The organism is Pseudorhizobium xiangyangii (genome assembly GCF_020531965.1).
Taxonomy (GTDB): Bacteria; Pseudomonadota; Alphaproteobacteria; order Rhizobiales; family Rhizobiaceae; genus Neorhizobium; species Neorhizobium xiangyangii.
Genome location: NZ_JAJAWH010000008.1, coordinates 109,801 through 126,617 on the forward strand (window position 1 = coordinate 109,801; position 16,817 = coordinate 126,617).

At 59.7% G+C, this 16,817-nt stretch carries 16 protein-coding genes and 1 pseudogene; 15 read left to right on the plus strand and 2 right to left on the minus strand.

From position 1 onward, the window contains the following. Positions 1–30: 30 nt before the first annotated feature. A pseudogene (locus LH464_RS09045) lies at positions 31–285 on the minus strand (mobilization protein); the annotation flags it as partial. A gap of 259 nt (positions 286–544) precedes the next feature. Beyond that, complete coding sequence (locus LH464_RS24705; RefSeq protein WP_315859614.1) at positions 545–802, minus strand: sugar phosphate nucleotidyltransferase; 258 nt, start codon at positions 800–802, stop codon at positions 545–547. A gap of 344 nt (positions 803–1,146) precedes the next feature. Here LH464_RS24705 and traA point away from each other — a divergent pair, with 344 nt between their 5' ends. From traA to fliF, 15 genes are all read left to right on the plus strand, one after another. Continuing rightward, on the plus strand, positions 1,147–4,455 hold the full coding sequence (gene traA, locus LH464_RS09055; protein ID WP_226786043.1) for a Ti-type conjugative transfer relaxase TraA: 3,309 nt from the start codon (positions 1,147–1,149) through the stop codon (positions 4,453–4,455). Positions 4,456–5,006: 551 nt separating this feature from the next. Next, positions 5,007–5,225: a hypothetical protein gene (locus LH464_RS09060; protein ID WP_226786044.1), complete on the plus strand. Its 219-nt coding sequence runs from the start codon at positions 5,007–5,009 to the stop codon at positions 5,223–5,225. Between the two features lie 186 nt (positions 5,226–5,411). Continuing rightward, positions 5,412–5,543 carry a hypothetical protein gene (locus LH464_RS24520; protein ID WP_255648309.1) on the plus strand — a complete coding sequence of 44 codons (132 nt, stop codon included), beginning with the start codon at positions 5,412–5,414 and terminating at the stop codon, positions 5,541–5,543. Positions 5,544–5,595: 52 nt separating this feature from the next. Continuing rightward, complete coding sequence (locus LH464_RS09065) at positions 5,596–6,177, plus strand: DNA-3-methyladenine glycosylase (protein ID WP_226786045.1); 582 nt, start codon at positions 5,596–5,598, stop codon at positions 6,175–6,177. Between the two features lie 349 nt (positions 6,178–6,526). Then, the gene (locus tag LH464_RS09070) at positions 6,527–8,161 is read left to right on the plus strand and encodes a globin-coupled sensor protein (RefSeq protein ID WP_390624952.1); all 1,635 of its coding nucleotides are present in this window, start codon (positions 6,527–6,529) and stop codon (positions 8,159–8,161) included. Further along, positions 8,161–8,454 carry an STAS domain-containing protein gene (locus LH464_RS09075; protein WP_226786047.1) on the plus strand — a complete coding sequence of 98 codons (294 nt, stop codon included), beginning with the start codon at positions 8,161–8,163 and terminating at the stop codon, positions 8,452–8,454. The genes LH464_RS09070 and LH464_RS09075 overlap by 1 nt, the downstream gene beginning before the upstream one ends. A 3-nt stretch (positions 8,455–8,457) precedes the next feature. After that, positions 8,458–8,823 carry a chemotaxis response regulator CheY1 gene (gene cheY1, locus LH464_RS09080; protein ID WP_226786048.1) on the plus strand — a complete coding sequence of 122 codons (366 nt, stop codon included), beginning with the start codon at positions 8,458–8,460 and terminating at the stop codon, positions 8,821–8,823. 29 nt (positions 8,824–8,852) lie between these two features. Continuing rightward, positions 8,853–11,099, plus strand: a complete 2,247-nt coding sequence (locus tag LH464_RS09085; RefSeq protein ID WP_226786049.1) for a chemotaxis protein CheA — start codon at positions 8,853–8,855, stop codon at positions 11,097–11,099. Positions 11,100–11,103: 4 nt separating this feature from the next. After that, the gene (locus LH464_RS09090) at positions 11,104–11,571 is read left to right on the plus strand and encodes a chemotaxis protein CheW (protein WP_226786050.1); all 468 of its coding nucleotides are present in this window, start codon (positions 11,104–11,106) and stop codon (positions 11,569–11,571) included. Beyond that, a complete protein-coding gene (gene cheR, locus LH464_RS09095) occupies positions 11,568–12,476 on the plus strand; it encodes a protein-glutamate O-methyltransferase (protein WP_226786051.1) in 909 nt (302 codons plus the stop codon). The genes LH464_RS09090 and cheR overlap by 4 nt, the downstream gene beginning before the upstream one ends. Then, a complete protein-coding gene (cheB, locus tag LH464_RS09100; protein WP_226786052.1) occupies positions 12,473–13,513 on the plus strand; it encodes a protein-glutamate O-methylesterase CheB in 1,041 nt (346 codons plus the stop codon). The genes cheR and cheB overlap by 4 nt, the downstream gene beginning before the upstream one ends. Next, entirely contained in the window at positions 13,514–13,903 is a 390-nt protein-coding gene (locus LH464_RS09105; RefSeq protein ID WP_226786053.1) for a response regulator, read from the plus strand. Then, positions 13,900–14,454: a chemoreceptor glutamine deamidase CheD gene (cheD, locus tag LH464_RS09110; protein WP_226786054.1), complete on the plus strand. Its 555-nt coding sequence runs from the start codon at positions 13,900–13,902 to the stop codon at positions 14,452–14,454. Before LH464_RS09105 ends, cheD begins: the two co-directional genes overlap by 4 nt. A gap of 29 nt (positions 14,455–14,483) precedes the next feature. Continuing rightward, positions 14,484–14,873: a chemotaxis protein CheT gene (cheT, locus tag LH464_RS09115; RefSeq protein ID WP_226786055.1), complete on the plus strand. Its 390-nt coding sequence runs from the start codon at positions 14,484–14,486 to the stop codon at positions 14,871–14,873. Between the two features lie 143 nt (positions 14,874–15,016). Then, on the plus strand, positions 15,017–16,699 hold the full coding sequence (gene fliF, locus LH464_RS09120; RefSeq protein WP_226786056.1) for a flagellar basal-body MS-ring/collar protein FliF: 1,683 nt from the start codon (positions 15,017–15,019) through the stop codon (positions 16,697–16,699). Positions 16,700–16,817 lie beyond the last annotated feature (118 nt).

A 16,817-nucleotide genomic window follows, 5' to 3' on the forward strand; every position in this document is an offset into this window, starting at 1 on the left:
CACGTGCCTGTCACCCGCGCTGCTGTCGTGATCAAGCAGATCCGGGAAAAGCTCCTTGTCGCCGCTGCGCGTCAGGAAGCCCGGCAGGTCCCGTCGCAACTAGTCGCGCAACCGCGCCGCTAGTTCGCTGTCCTTGTAAATCTCCAGCCGGTGCAGGATGGAAGGCTCCAAGCAGCACCTTGCGTCTCGTGTCGCGAGACCTCTCCTGCTTGCCCAGGCGCGCCTGCAAAACCCGTTCTCGCGCCTTAACTCCGCCAGGGGTTGCGCAATCGTCTTTCGGATCATCACAATCCAGTCCCCCATGCATGACGTGTCAATGCTGGGTACGGAACCGAGTTTTCCCGGTAATTCTACTCGAACTTCTGTCAGTACGCGCCAGCGCAATCACGCAGTATGTTGCTAAGCGCAGAAGTACCAAGGGCGAGCTGACGGGGGAGTTTGCGTTTTGCCGATCACGACATTGCCGTTGTCATCCTTGTGCCCAAGTTTCTATACCGCATCCCAACTGGTGCATCGCTTTGAGTTCGCTCAGGAGCCACTCGCTTCAGGACATGAAGATGCATGAGGTCCAGAAGAATCTGCCGGCTGCCCGCATCTGCTCGGCGGCGAACGGCGGCTTTTCGGCGAAATGCTTCACCTGGTGCGCGCCGGTCGACAGTGCTTCACCCTGGTCGATATGTCCAAATCCGGTCGCCAGCTCGGCTGGCCTGATGCCGAAAGTTAAAGTGACGATTTGGCCGGCTACCGCGGTTTGGTGCGCTGTCTCGATCGCTCCAGCCGGTCGCAGTTGGCATCGATCCAGAAGGTGAGAGGAGTGGCCTTAAGGATCGGACTTGTGTCGCTTGGAACAAGGAGGATCCCACTGCGGGTTGCGATGGCATCATAGATATCGCGCGTTCTTTAGCACGGTGAGCAGGAAAGATTTACGCGCGGCCTGATGTGCTTTCTCCGGCCGCATGGCATGCCGTCGCGTCCCAATCCACTATGACCATGAACCGTGTGCCCAGTCGGGGGGACTCGCACTTTTGCGAGAAGAACAGCTTCGTTGCGCATGCTAACGCAGCACGATGTGAAGCTTAAGGCGGGATGTCCGAGCCCTTAAGGACGTGGCGCCCGGAGAGCTCTTTGCCCGAACGGGAGCTAAATGTGGCAATTTTTCATTGTGACGTCAGACCGTTAGGGCGGAGTGGGGGGCATAGTGCAGTGGCAGCAGTTGCCTACCGCACCGCCAGCCGCCTTCTAGATGAACACAATGCCAAAGTGTACGACTTTACCAGGAAGACGGGCGTTGAGCATTGTGAGATCGTGCTGCCGGACGGAGTGAGAGCGAACTGGGCGTATGACCGGCCAACCCTTTGGAATGCCGCGGAACGGGCGGAAAAACGCAAAGATGCACGTGTCGCCCGTGAAGTCGGAGTGGCGCTTCCGTGTGAGCTCAGTTTGAAACTGCAGGTCGCCCTGGCACGGGCTTTCGCGCAGGATCTGGCTAATCGTTTTGGCGCTGCTGTCGACGTTGCCATCCATCGTCCGACGGGCGTATCCGACAGCCGCAACGTGCACGCGCATGTATTGATGACGACGCGACAAGTCGGAGCGGATGGGCTCGGTGAGAAGACCCTGCTAGAGCGGTCGAATACCTGGCTGCTTAACAACGGACAGCCGACCTCGGTGATGCAACTGAGAGATATTCGCCAGACTTGGGAAAGGCACGTTAACCGGCACTTGATGGAGGCAGGCCTCGATATAAGAGTGGATCATCGCTCACATTCAGAACGGGGGCTAGAGATCCAGCCGACGCGACACATCGGAGTGCATGCCACACAACTCGCAAGGCGTGGGCTCTGCATGCCACGTGCCCGCATCGGGCGAGGTGCGGCGTCTCGTAACGCGGCGCTCATACGAGAAAAGCCAGAGCAGGTCCTCGCGCTCATTACTGCTGAAAAGAGCGTGTTCGATCGGCACGATGTTGCGCGCGCGCTGGATCGTTACATTGTTGATGTTCAGGCATTTCACGATGCATTTTCCGCAGTGATGGCGTCGCCGTTGCTTTTGGAAGTGCAGCCCGGCGAAAACGGCGCTCTGGCGCGATACTCGACGAAGGAGATGGTCGAACTCGAATATACCCTCGTGTCCCGCGCATTGCAGATGAGAGGGACGCGAAGCCATGCAGTAGGTGTTGAAAATATCGCGGCGGCTCTTGCAAAACAAGATGCTGCGATTAGCGCAGGAGTTGCCGCCTCTCTTCAGCGAGATGCGGTCAATGGTCAAATATCGGCGTCCGAGGGAAGTCGACGGGTTGCAGCCGCAGGCCTTAGCGAAGAGCAACGTGTCGCAGTCGAACACATCACTGGACCAGAGCAAATCGCAGCGGTGATTGGCTTCGCCGGCGCTGGTAAGTCGACCATATTAGCTGCAGCACGTGATTCCTGGGAGGGCCAAGGGTTTCGGGTTCATGGTGCTGCTTTGGCCGGCAAAGCGGCCGAGGGATTAAAGGAGTCTTCGGGAATAGCGTCTCGAACACTGGCATCTTGGGAGTATGGTTGGGCGCAGAATAGGGGAGAGCTTGATCGGCATGACATCTTTGTAATCGACGAAGCGGGCATGTTGAGTAGTCGACAGCTTGCAAGGTTCGTGGGCGAGGTCAGAGCGAAGGGGGCAAAGCTTGTTTTAGTCGGGGATTACGAGCAGCTTCAGGCAATCGGCGCCGGCTCTCCCTTTCGCGCGATCGTTGACGAGATAGGTGCCGTCGCACTCTCCGAGATCCGTCGTCAAAAGGAGGGTTGGCAACGCGAGGCCGCGGTCGCCTTCGCAACCCACTGTACGGCAAAAGGGTTGGCGAGTTTCGCCGATCGCGGCGACGTATGTTTTCTCTCGGACCGGGATGCGGCGCGTGGAGCTTTGATTGCGGATTACCTCGACGATCTCGATCGGCGGCCATCGATCTCGAGAATCGCGTTGGCCCATCGTCGGTCGGACGTACATGCGATCAATTCTGATATTCGCGCCGCGTTGCAGGCTAAAGGCGATCTGGCTCAGGGAGATGAGAAGAGTGTCAGGCTTGGTTCTGAACGGATCTACCAAGCTCGTGATGGTGAGCGTTCATTTGCACCGGGCGACCGCATCATACTGCTAGAGAACAATCGCGAGCTTGGTGTGAAGAACGGTATGCTGGGAACGGTTCTGGTCGCTGAACCCAACGAAATTCAGGCAAGGGTCGATGGTGTTGGACGGAACATGACGCGTGTTGTCACGATACCGGTGGAGAGATATCAGGCCTTTGATCATGGGTACGCAACCACCATACACAAAGCGCAGGGGGCGACAGTTGACCGGGCGTTCGTCATGGCGTCATCCACAATGGATCGACATCTCACCTATGTCTCTATGACGCGTCATCGTGATCGGGCCCGTCTATATGTCGGTCGGGAGGAGATGAAGGACCTCAATGCCCTCATCGCCAGTCTTGGACGATCCGGGGCCAAAGAGTCGACGCTTGATTACCTCAATATGTTTGGGCAGCGCCGTGGGCTCGCGGAAGTGGATGGCATAAGTACAGGACCCTCGATTGGGACTCGCTGGCAGGACGATTGCCGTCCGAATACTCGCTCCGGCAAGGAGGAGCGGCAGCGCATTCTAGGAGACTGTCATTCATCAGGGAGCTCTGAGAAGACCGCCGGGTTACCAGAATCCGGTGTTGAAAGGATCGTACCCCTTGTTCCGGCTTTGACAGAATACAGCCGAGACCCGGAGACGATTGCCCGCGAAAAAGCTACACCCGATCTGGAGCGGAGGATGGAAGTTGTCCGCTCGTTGTGCCGAAATGTCTACGCCGATCCGGATGGTGTCACGATGAAGCTTGGCGATGCCATCCGGGATCAAACCACGGATGGCGCCGGTCTTGCCCGCACTATCGGGGAAAGGCCTGAACTGTTCGGTGAGTTACGCGGCAAATCAGGACTGTTTGGTGACAACTCAGAGCGAAAGGGAGCGCGTTCCATGGCCGAGGGTCTAGCCAGCCACGTCGCTTCGGCTGCCGAGACGTGGACGCGGCGCCTGAATGCGGAACGTTCCAGCGAGATATGGCAACGGGAAAAGCGAGATCGGATCGAAGTCCCCGGGCTGACAGCTCGTAGCGAAAAAATCTTGAAGGAGTTGGACGCTGTGCCTCAAGCTGAAAAGAAAAGGTTTCTCGAAACGATGGCCGGTACTTCGGAAGGAAGAGAGGCGCTCATTGAGGCGCGCCGGATTGCTGTCGCGCTAGAGAAACGGTTTGGTAGTTCCAGCCCATTGAGCAATCTGAGCGGAGAATCGATGCGGCTAGGGAGAGAGGTGGTGGCATCGCTAGATCGTATCAAGGAAGTCGCCCGGATTGTTGACAAGGCCGAGCGCGCGGAGCTGTCGCGGCAGTACGAGATCAAGCGCGGCCTTGGCAAGACGCTAGGGCTGGGCCTGTGAGTTTGATCGTGGCAGCAGCAGAAAATAAGGAGCCAGCGCTAGGCCATCATGCATACATGCTTGAAGCGCCGACAAAGTGTGGGTCTGCCAAGTACCTGTCCCGATCAATCGATCGGTTGGGAGCGATGGTCTCGACGGGCAAGAAAGCAACCTTTCGAGGAAGCGACGTTAAATGATGATCAAGTGTGCAATGGACGTGCGAGTTTCCCATTGCCTGCTTCGATCAGGCCTCTGCAGCCCTCTCTACCTCGGAAGTAATTTTCACCTTACGGGCGGCGAGCAGTTGTTGTTGACGCCTGCGGCAGGCACCTGCGCGTTCCTCGCGGGAACATGCCGCCACCGAGCAGCCGGTCGTCGGTGAAATCCTAGGCTGGGCTGAAATCGTAGGTTGGCCGAAATCGTAGGTTGGATTGTGCAGCAGTTAGCGTCCTTGGTGGCAGCGCCTAAAATCCTCCGCGGCCAAAAACGTCGTTGCACTGATCGCCGGGCTCCCTGTACTCCTGTTTATTATTTCCACGTCGATATTGCTCCGATAACCGTTAGGACAGGCCATGACCGCAGACCGCTTCAACCAATGCCTTCGCGTCATCCGGTGGACGCCGATCAACATTGCGTCGGCTCTGCAGTGCGAGCTTTCGTGGATCGAAGCGCTCGAGGCGGGAAATGAGGATGTGCCGGCAGGACTGGCCGAGTGGCTGGAGACCCTGGCCAAGGCTCATGAGGCGCTGCCACCCCCGACGACCTACCGGAGCAGAAGCGCCAAGCACTGAGCAAGATCTTTTGGCGCTTGCTGCGTCGAGGTCGGCGCACCGGCAATGCAAGCCGGTACTCCAGGCTGTGGATGTTACAGTCTGCAACACGTCTTTATTTGCGGCCTCCGGCGAACACCCTTAACGCTCGCTCATCGAGTGCCCTTGGCTGACGCCGCCATCGTGCCGCAATAGACAGGTGACGACATGCAGGAACAAGCCAACCAGCAAGAGCGCGAGGATCGCCGCGACCCCAAAAAGGACGTGGATCTGTTCGATCCCTGGCGCGACGCCTTCCTGAAGGACATGAAGCGCAACAATCGGGAATTCGAATTCTAGCATCTAGAACAATACGGTTCACCGCTGGATGCTGCCGAAGAATCCAAAAGCCATGTATCCCAGAACGGAAGCCTTCAACCGATCCGCCGTAGAGGTGGCGCGTGATCTTATCGGCGCGGAACTGACACTCGGCGGTGTCGGCGGGATTGTGGTGGAAACCGAAGCCTACGAGCCCGACGATCCGGCCTCCCACAGCTACCGGGGGGAGACGCCGAGAAATCGCTCGATGTTCGGACCCGCCGGGCACGCTTACGTCTATCGTTCCTATGGCATCCACTGGTGCCTGAACATTGTCTGCCGGCCCGGCAGCGCCGTTCTCGTTCGCGCACTCGAGCCGGTATGGGGCGTGGAGGAAATGCAGGCGCGCCGGGGACAGCCGCTACCGCGTCTTCTGTGTTCCGGCCCGGGTCGCCTATGCCAGGCCCTTGGTGTCATTCGCGAGCACGATGGGCTGAGCCTGTTCGAACCGCCGTTCCGCCTGTCGTTATCCTCGGCGGCGCCGGAGATCGCCATCGGCAAGCGCATTGGCATCACCAAGGCGGTGGACATGCCGTGGCGGTTCGGCCTCCTCGGCTCGGGCCATCTCAGCCGTCGTTTTTCAGGCACCCCCACCGGCGCGGACGTCGAATTGTAGTTCTCGCATCTCGATGCGGCGCATCATTTTGGTTGCGCTGCAGCATCAAGATGATCTCTTATGAGACAGATGAGAATTCCTTAACCTTCGGGCAAGGAATTAACCATACATATGGGGTACCACGGCAAGATGGGTAACGTCGGTTCCCAAGAGGCATGAAGCCGCCCTGCCGTACCGGTCTCGACCCGGTATCCGCTCATGATCACAACCAGAACGACCGCGGTGACCGTGTTGTCTATGCTGCCGGGCCTCAAAGGCCTGTGGCATCTTCTCATCGATCCATCGACTGGGTTCGGGATTATGAGCCAGTTCGCACTCGACCCGTTTTGGGTTGCTATTGGTTTTGGGGATGCAGGTGGGCCACGAGACCCGATCCGATCAGGCGCGACGACCCCAGGCGGGAAGCCTGGGCGAAAGACTGGCATTCGCCGGGCTTGACGCGCAACTGTGCGATCTCCTGCGTCGCTACCGCCCGCAGATCGAACCGTCGCTCAAAAGCGGCTTGCGCGACCTTTTTCACCGCTTCCAGTCGTTCCCGGACGCCGCGCGAAACTTCGGCAGCGAGCAGCAGATCGAACGCCTGCATGATCTCCAGGCGTCCCACTGGAACGTATTGACCGATGCGCGCTTCGACGCTCTCTACGCCGAGCGCGTGAAGGTTCTGTCCGACAGCGAAAGCCGAATGGGTCTCGACCCACGCTGGCACATCGCAGGCCACGCCGTCATGCTGGAGCACCTGCTCGCAGGCATCATGGAACAGGAGGGAGGAAAATCACTCCTTCCCCTCGGCCGCCGACGCTCGCAGGACATGGCCGAGCTGATGAAGGGCCTCGTACGTCTCGTTATGGTCGATGTCGAAATCGCGGTCTCGCTGCGGTTCAACGAACTTCGCCAGAAACACCACCGGGCGCTGGACGACCAGCGACAGGAGGATCGCGCCGAGGTCGTGCAGATGCTTTCCGACGTCGTCCGCTCGCTCGCCGAGCGCGACCTGACGGTTTGTCTTCCCGCTGACGTGCCGGAGGCCTATGGCGAGATCGCCGGCATTCTAAACGCGGCGATCGACACGATACGGTCCTCGCTGACCGTTGCGCAGGAGCACGGCGGGCAGGCGGAGGCGGTTGCCGCTGCACTGGCGGCCGAGGCGCGCGCGCTTGCCGAGAACTCGGAGGCCCAGTCGCACCGTCTGGCAGATGCTGCCCATCAGCTCGGTGAGGTGACGTCACAACTTCGCAGCAATGCTGCCGATACCGGTGCGGCGGCAAGGGCAGCCGCCAAGACGCGCGGTACGGTCGAGGAAAGCGGTGAGGTCGTGGGGCGCGCGATCAGCGCCATGTCCGACATCGAGACGTCGGCAGAGAAAATCGGCCAGATCATCGGGGTCATCGACGAGATCGCCTTCCAGACAAACCTTCTGGCGCTCAACGCGGGCATCGAAGCGGCGCGGGCAGGCGAGACTGGACGCGGTTTTGCGGTCGTTGCCCAGGAAGTGCGTGCGCTTGCGCAACGCTCGGCGGATGCGGCCCGCGAGATCAAGACCCTGGTCAACAGCACGAAGACGCAGGTCGATGCCGGCGTCGAGATGGTGCACAGGACGCAGGATGCGATCGGCGGGATCGTCCGGCAGGTGTCCGAGATCAACGATGCCATCGCCGGCATTGCGACACGCGCCGACGAGCAGGTCGGCGTGCTCCAGCACGTTACGTCGGAAGTGTCTTCTCTCGGCGCCGAGGTCGCGTCCACCGCCGACAAAGCGGCACAGGCGAGCGACCGCGCCGATGATCTGCACACGGTCATTCTCGAACTGGGACGCACGGTGCGCGAGTTCCGCCTTGAGCGGCAGACCCGTTACCACTCGGACGAGGTGCGCGTGACGCCGGTTTCGGCCAGGGCAGGTGCGCCGATCATGGCGATCGGCTCCGATGCAGGCCTGCGGGACGACCATGACGAAATACTGTTCCACAAAAGACAAGGAATGAACTGATGGCAAGCAAGAAGGCTGCGCAGAAGAGTTTGAAGCTGGCCTCGGTGCTGGACCTCAATGAGGCTTCTGCTTTGCATGGCAAGCTGATGGAGCTGCGTGGCGGCAACATTAAGATCGACGCGTCCGAAGTCGAGCGGCTGGGCGTGCAAAGCGCCCAGGTTCTCGTCGCCGGCGCGCAGGCATGGAATGCGGACACGAAGATATTCGCCATCGAAAACGCGTCCGGCGCGTTCGAAAAGACAATGCAACTCATCGGCATCGACCCCAACCTGCTGGTTGCCAAGGAGATCTGAGAAATGAAGAAAAAAGTACTGACCGTCGACGACTCGCGGACAATCCGGAACATGCTTCTGGTGACGCTCAACAATGCCGGCTTTGAAACGGTGCAGGCGGAAGATGGCATCGAGGGTCTCGAAATCCTGGAAGGCTGCAATCCGGATGTGATTGTCACCGACATCAACATGCCCCGTCTCGACGGCTTCGGCTTTATCGAGGGCGTTCGCCGCAACGAGAAATATCGCGCGGTCCCGATCCTCGTGCTGACGACCGAAAGCGATGCGGAAAAGAAAAACCGCGCCCGCCAGGCCGGTGCGACAGGCTGGATCGTCAAGCCCTTCGACCCTGCCAAGCTCATCGACGCAATCGAGCGCGTTACAGCCTGAATTGAACAGCCGGATCAGGATTCCTTCCGATGGATATGAACGAAATCAAAGAGATCTTTTTCCAGGAATGCGAGGAACAGCTCGCCGAACTGGAATCGGGACTTCTGAAACTTAACGACGGAGACCGCGATCCCGAGACGGTGAACGCTGTTTTCCGCGCAGTTCATTCCATCAAGGGTGGTGCCGGCGCGTTTGGCCTGGACGATCTGGTCGCCTTCGCGCACGTCTTCGAGACGACTCTCGATTGTGTCAGGTCCAATCGCCTGGAGCCCACGCAGGACGTGCTGAAGGTCATGCTGAAATCCGCCGACGTTCTGGCTGATCTCACCAAGGTGGCCCGCGACGGCGGCTATGTCGACGACGCTCGCAGCCGTGGCCTGGTGAAGGAACTGGAGGCGCTCGCAAATGGCAACGTGCCTGCTGCTGCATCCAAGGCGCCCGAACCCGTCTCCGTCGCTGCAACGGCACCGGCCGATGACGACGGGTTCCAGCCGATCCCGTTCTCGTTCGATGCGTTCGATGACGAAGATGATGCAGCGAAGGGCCAGACCTACGAAATCAGCTTCCGTCCGCGCCGGGAACTCTACGGCAAGGGTAACGAAGCAGCACTCCTCCTTCGTGACCTCACGCGCCTCGGCGAGATGAGCATCATCTGCGACACCGGCACGCTTCCAGTGCTGGACCAGATGGATCCGGAGCAATCCTACTTCAGCTGGAAGATCTCCCTGACGACGGAAAAAACGCAAGACGATATCCGCAGCGTCTTCGAATTCGCCGAATGGGATTGCGATCTCGAAGTCAAGGCCGCTGAGCCCGCGTCACCCCCAGAAGATTTGCCAATGGTCCCTGTGGCCTTCGACCTTTCCGCGCTGGATGACGGTCCGTTTAACATCGAGCCGGTTCAGCCGGCCGTGGATGAGGCGGTAGCAGCGGACGTCGAAGCCACAGATGTCGCGACCGGTATCGCCAACATGGCGGCCGCGGCTGCCCGTGTTGAGAAGAAGGAAGCAGCATCGGCTGCGGCGACTGCAACAGTGGCAGCACAGAATGCCGCTGCGACATCTACCGCCGGACAGACCATCCGCGTCGACCTCGATCGCGTCGATCGGCTGATCAACCTTGTCGGCGAGCTTGTCATCAACCAGGCAATGCTTTCCCAGAGCGTCATCGAGAACGATGCGTCGGGTACGTCCGCCGTCAACATGGGGCTCGAGGAGCTGCAGCAGCTCACGCGGGAGATCCAGGATTCGGTCATGGCCATCCGCGCGCAGCCGGTAAAGCCGGTCTTCCAGCGCATGTCGCGTATCGTCCGTGAAGTCGCCGACATGGTCGGCAAGTCGATCCGCCTTGTCACTGAAGGTGAGAACACCGAAGTCGACAAGACGGTGATCGACAAGCTGGCAGAGCCGCTGACACACATGATCCGCAATGCCGTCGACCACGGCATCGAGACACCGGAAAAGCGTCTGGCCGCCGGCAAGGACCCGGAAGGCACGATCAAACTTACCGCCAAGCATCGTTCAGGCCGCATCCTGATCGAACTCGTTGACGACGGCGCCGGCATCAACCGCGAACGGGTGAGGCAGAAGGCGATCGACAACGAACTGATCGCGCCGGACTCCAACCTGTCGGACGAAGAAATCGACAACCTGATCTTCGCACCAGGCTTCTCTACCGCCGACAAGATCTCCGACATTTCCGGCCGCGGCGTCGGCATGGACGTGGTCAAGCGTTCGATCCAGGCTCTCGGGGGACGGATCAGCATCTCCTCGAAGCCGGGCCACGGCTCTGTCTTCACCATGAGCCTGCCTCTGACGCTGGCGGTCCTCGACGGCATGGTCGTAACCGTTGCCGGACAGACACTTGTGGTGCCGCTGACGGCGATCGTGGAAACACTGCAGCCGGAAGCGGCTGCCATCCACTCCTTCGGCTCGAACCAGCGGCTGATTTCCATCCGCAACTCGTTCTGCCCGTTGGTCGATGTCGGGCGCATCCTGAATTTCCGCGCCACTCAGGCCAACCCGGTCGAGGGTGTAGCACTTCTGGTGGAGTCCGAAGGCGGCGGCCAGCGGGCCCTGATGGTCGATGCGATCCAGGGCCAGCGCCAGGTCGTCATCAAGTCGCTCGAAGCCAACTACACGCATGTTCCAGGCATTGCGGCGGCGACCATTCTTGGGGACGGTCGTGTCGCACTCATTCTGGACGTCGATGCTGTCGTCGGGGCATCGCGCGGCCAGTCACTAAAAGCGGAAATGTCACTAGCTGCCACGGGTTGAGTGTATGTCGTACACGGTGAAAACTGCCTCACAAGGAAGTCGCGAACTGATCGCCTTTCGTATCGGCGAGCAGGAATTCTGCGTCAACATCATGTCGGTTCGGGAGATCCGCGGCTGGACCGCGGCGACACCGCTGCCGCATGCGCCTCCCTACGTGATGGGGGTCATCAACCTGCGTGGCGCGGTGCTTCCCATCGTCGATCTCGCTGCCAGGCTGGGCATGGACGAGGCGGAGCCAAACGCCCGCCACGTCATCATCGTGACCCAGGTGAAGAGCCGGATTGTGGGACTTTTGGTGGAGGCCGTTTCCGATATCCTTACGATTACCGATGATAGTGTCCAGCCTGTACCGGAAGTCTCTTCCGATCTCGAGAAACAATACGCTCGAGGCATTCTGGCGATCGACAAGCGGATGATCTGCATGCTCGATCTGAATGCTCTCTTCCCCGATCAGGAAAGCGAAGCTGCATGAGGCCGATGGGCGCAACAGACAGCCGGCAATCGCCGGATGAGGTCATGGCGAACGGGGAATACCCGCTGACGCGCCGTGATCTCGCCGAGATTGCAGCGATGATCTATTCGGATGCCGGAATCTATCTGAACGATTCCAAGGCCTCGCTTGTCTATTCCCGCCTGTCCAAGCATATCCGTGCACTTGGTCTGAAGGGGTTCCGCGACTATTGCGCCTTGGTAAGCTCCCCGGAAGGTGCTCCAGCTCGTCGCGAGATGCTCTCCCATCTGACGACCAATTTCACGCGCTTCTTCCGCGAAAACCATCATTTCGAGCATCTGCGGGACGAAGTTCTCCCCCAGCTGATCGCTCGGGCCAAGAGCGGTGGACGTGTGCGTATCTGGTCTGCTGCCTGCTCGGACGGGCAGGAGCCCTATTCGATTGCCCTGACGGTGCTTTCTATGCTGCCGAACGCGGCCGACTACGACTTCAGGATCCTGGCAACCGACATCGACCCCAAGATTCTCGCGCAGGCTCGTATGGGTGCATACGATGAGGGTGCGCTGGAGACCGTATCTCCCGCCATGCGCAAGCAGTTCTTCCGCGAGGTTGACGTCGCGGGGCGCCGCAAGTTCCAGGTCGATGATCGCCTCAAGAAGCTTATCACGTTCAACGAACTCAACCTGATGGCCCAATGGCCCTTCAAGGGCCAGTTCGACATGATTTTCTGCCGCAACGTCGTGATCTATTTCGACGAGCCGACCCAAGTGAAGATCTGGTCCCGTTTTGCCGCTCTTCTCCCGGAAGGCGGACATCTCTACATCGGCCACTCGGAGCGTGTCTCCGGGGAATCGAAAAACCTGTTTGATAACATCGGCATCACCACCTATCGACGCATAGGCAAGACCCCCGGGAGGAGAGCATGAGCGCTCCTGCAAGAGTTCTGGTGGTCGATGATTCGCCAACGATGCGCGGCCTTATCACGGCTGTTCTGAACGCCGATCCCGAGGTGAGCGTCGTCGGCCAGGCCGGCGATGCGCTGGAGGCACGCGCGGCGATCAAGGAACTCAATCCCGATGTCGTGACGCTTGATATCGAGATGCCCAACATGAACGGGCTCGAGTTCCTGGAAAAGATCATGCGGCTGCGGCCCATGCCGGTCATCATGGTATCGACCATGACGCATCATGGTGCCAACGCGACGTTGGCCGCCCTGGAAATCGGTGCTTTTGACTGTGTCGGCAAACCTGCGCCGGGAGACCTCCGCCCCTTCATGGGACTGGTGGAAAAAGTAAAGGCTGCAGCACGCTCCGGCATGCGCCGACAGGCCTCGGCGCCCGTCCCGGCTGCCACACCGGTCGCGGAATACCGCGTCGGACGCAAGGTGGTGGCGATCGGGTCATCGACCGGTGGCGTGGAAGCCCTGATCGCCGTCCTGCAGAAGTTTCCGAAAAACTGTCCGCCGACGGTGATTACCCAGCACATGCCACCAAGCTTCACCAAGAGTTTTGCCGAACGGCTCAATAGGCTCTGTGCTCCGGTCGTGCATGAAGCCACCGATGGTGCGCGTCTCGAAATCGGCAAGATCTACCTTGCGCCCGGCGGCGAAAGGCATCTGGAAGTCGTCAATGCATCTGCACCGTCCTGCCGTCTGGTCGAGCGGGAGCCCGTCAACGGCCACAGGCCTTCGGTTGACGTGCTGTTTGATTCAGTCGCCGAGCTGGCGGGTCGCAATGCCGTAGGTGTCATCCTCACGGGGATGGGGCGCGACGGCGCATCGGGCCTATTGAAGATGCGCAAGGTCGGGGCCCGGACGCTCGGCCAGAACGAGAAGACCTGCGTGGTCTATGGCATGCCGCGTGTCGCTCAGGAAATTGGTGCCGTGGAGCAGCAATTGCCGCTGAACTCCATCGGCGAGGAAATTCTCAAACTAACCGCTGCCCGAAAAGAAGGTACCGAATAGATGTCCATCGCTGAAAAAATCAAAGTTCTGATCGTCGATGATCAGGTGACGAGCCGCCTTCTGCTCAGCGATGCGCTGACACAGCTGGGCTTCAAGCAGATCACGTCTGCCGGTGACGGTGAGCAGGGCATGAAGATCATGTACGAGCAGCCGCATCATCTGGTGATCTCGGACTTCAACATGCCGAAGATGGATGGTCTCGGTCTCCTGCAGGCGGTGCGGAGCAATCCGGCCACCAAGAAGGCGGCGTTCATCATCCTGACTGCCCAGGGCGACAGGGCCCTGGTCCAGAAGGCGGCTCAGCTCGGCGCGAACAACGTGCTGGCCAAGCCGTTCACCATCGAAAAGATGAAGGCTGCGATCGAAGCAGTATTCGGAGCTCTTAAATGAGTGATGCTACCGCGCCCAAGCGGGTCCATATTATCCAGGGCGAGTACAAGGTGGTCAACGATCCCGACGTGGTCCTGACGACCATATTGGGTTCGTGTGTGGCCGCCTGCCTTAGGGACCCGGTGGCCGGCGTCGGTGGCATGAACCATTTCCTGCTTCCCGGTTCGGGCAATGCCATGACATCCGGTGGCGATGCGACGCGTTACGGCGTCCATCTCATGGAGTTGCTGATCAACGGCCTGTTGAAGCAGGGCGCGAGGCGTGACCGGCTGGAGGCAAAGATCTTCGGCGGGGCAAAGACGATCGCCAGCTTCTCCAATGTCGGGGAGCAGAATGCGGCTTTTGCGACCCAGTTCCTTAAGGATGAAGGTATCCCTATCGTAGGGTCCTCCACCGGCGGTGATCATGGGCGCAAGCTTGAATTCTGGCCCTCAAGCGGAAGGGCTCGCCAGTATCCGCTCACCGGTGCCGAAACGCAAAAGACCGTCGCACTCGAGCAGCGCCCGGTGCGGGTCCCCAAGCCGGTCGAAACTTCTATCGAATTCTTTTAGCGAACCCGGTGGCGGGTGCGAGGAAAGCCATGAACAACATTGCCAAGTCTACCGGAGCTTCCCCCGAGCAATCCCTTCCAGACGTTCTGATGCGCTTGGTTTCGGAACTGCATGATGTCGCCTACCTCATTGAGCGCGTGGAACCACAGCTGCTCGAACTGGGAGGCGCACAAATTCTGGAGCATCCGGAAAGCATCAAGATTTTGCAGGGTCTCGACCTGGCGGTCCAGAAGTCGCGCGGCCTTGCCGAGTTCATCGACACGTTCACCGCGACCATTCCGGAAGACTGGACGGTTGATGTTGCCACGGCACTCAGTCTCGTCAAGCTTGCCGACATGCGCAAGGCGCTGGCCACTGGCGTACGCCATGGCCACAGTCAGCCGCTCAGCAAGGCGGCCGGAGACTTCGATTTCTTCTGAAAGCCATAGCGGCTGATCTTCCGCGCTTCGCGCCAGGCCGACCAAGGTTCCACACATCGCATTCGGGAAACGCTCGCACAAGCTTCGCCGCTTAGGGTGAGTAAGGGCAAAAGCCTGATCCTAGTTTGCGATGTGGAAACAGAATGAATCTGTTGGCTCAATTTAATCATGTATTTAAAAATCTGGCCAGTTTGGGCCAGACCAGACTTATTGCCCTTGCCGGTGCAGGTCTCGTTTCGATGGCGATCGTGCTTGCCGCGGCGCTTTATGTAAACAAACCGGCCTACGAGACGCTGTATGTGGGCCTGGAAACGACCGACCTTAATCAGGTCAGTATTGCGCTGGCCGAGGCCAGCATCGATTTTGCGGTCGGATCGGACGGAACAAGCATCGAGGTTCCTGTCGGCATGACCGGCAAGGCCCGACTGCTTCTCGCAGAGCGCGGCCTGCCCAACAGCGCAAACGCCGGCTACGAGCTGTTCGACAACGTCGGGTCGCTCGGCCTTACCTCATTCATGCAGGAAGTGACCCGGGTGCGCGCGCTGGAAGGCGAAATCGGCCGCTCGATTCAACAGATCAGCGGCGTCGCAGCAGCGCGTGTCCATATCGTCATGCCTGACGTCGGGAACTTCCGCCGCGGGGAGCAGAAGCCGACAGCATCGGTGATGATCCGCGCCAGCACCGACACCGGCCGCAAGTCGGCATCTTCCATCCGGCACCTCGTCGCCTCGGCCGTTCCCGGTCTGGAGGTCGATGATGTGACTATTCTCGATTCGACTGGACAGCTTCTCGCTGCGGGTGATGAATTCGGTAACAGCGAGCTCAACCGTTCACTCAATGTCGTGCAGACAGTTCAGCGGGAGCTGGAAACGAATATCGACAAGGCGCTGGCGCCATTCCTCGGCATGGACAATTTCCGGTCAAGCGTGACGGCGAACCTGAACACCGACAGCCAGCAGATCCAGGAAACCATCTACGATCCGGAATCACGCGTCGAGCGTTCTGTACGCGTCACCAAGGAAGAGCAGCGGTCGCAACAGACCCAGGACGACTCAGCCGCCACGGTGGAACAGAATGTACCGCAGGCCGCACCCGAAGCAGGCCCTGCAGGTGGTCCGCGATCTTCCGACCAGTCCGACAAGAAGGAAGAGCAGACCAACTACGAGATCAACAGCAAGACCGTAGCGACAGTCCGCAACAGCTATCGGGTCGAGAACCTTTCTGTTGCCGTTGTGGTCAACAAGGGACGCATCGCACAAATGGTCGGCGAGCCCGTGGACCAGGCGAAGATCGATGCCTACCTGGCGGAAATGCAGAAGATCGTAGCTTCCGCCGCTGGCCTCAATCAGGAGCGGGGTGACGTCGTTACCCTGACCGCGATGGACTTCCTGGAATCGCAACTTCTCGAGGAAGCCGCAGCAGGCCCGGGTGTAACCGAAGTGCTGAGCCGCAATCTCGGAGGCATCATCAACTCGCTCGCCTTCGTCGTCGTCGCCTTCCTCGTGATTTGGCTCGGCATTCGTCCTCTGGTTCGCACCGTCACCAGTGCCGGCGCCAACGCAAACACAACAGAACTGGTATCCGACAACGCCGGTCTCGAGCTTCCGGACTTCTCCCCGGCGCTGGGCGGTGGCTCGCTCATGGAGGGCTTCGGCTCGGACTTCGGGTTCGACAGCAACGACGACCTTCTCGGCATGGGCGACGACGGCGGCTTCAACCGTCGCCTCAAGGAAGGTCCGGAACGTCGCCTGTCCCGCATGGTGGAAATCAGCGAAGAACGGGCTGCAAAAATCCTTCGCAAGTGGGCTGTCGATCAGGCCGCGTGAGTTCTCACGAAATTGTTATCCTCACAGGCCGGCGCCCCCGCCGGCCTGTTTTCGTATGTGTGAGAGTAACTTGAGCCCCGTTATCGGGATAACTCGAATTGGCATCTGGCAATAATAT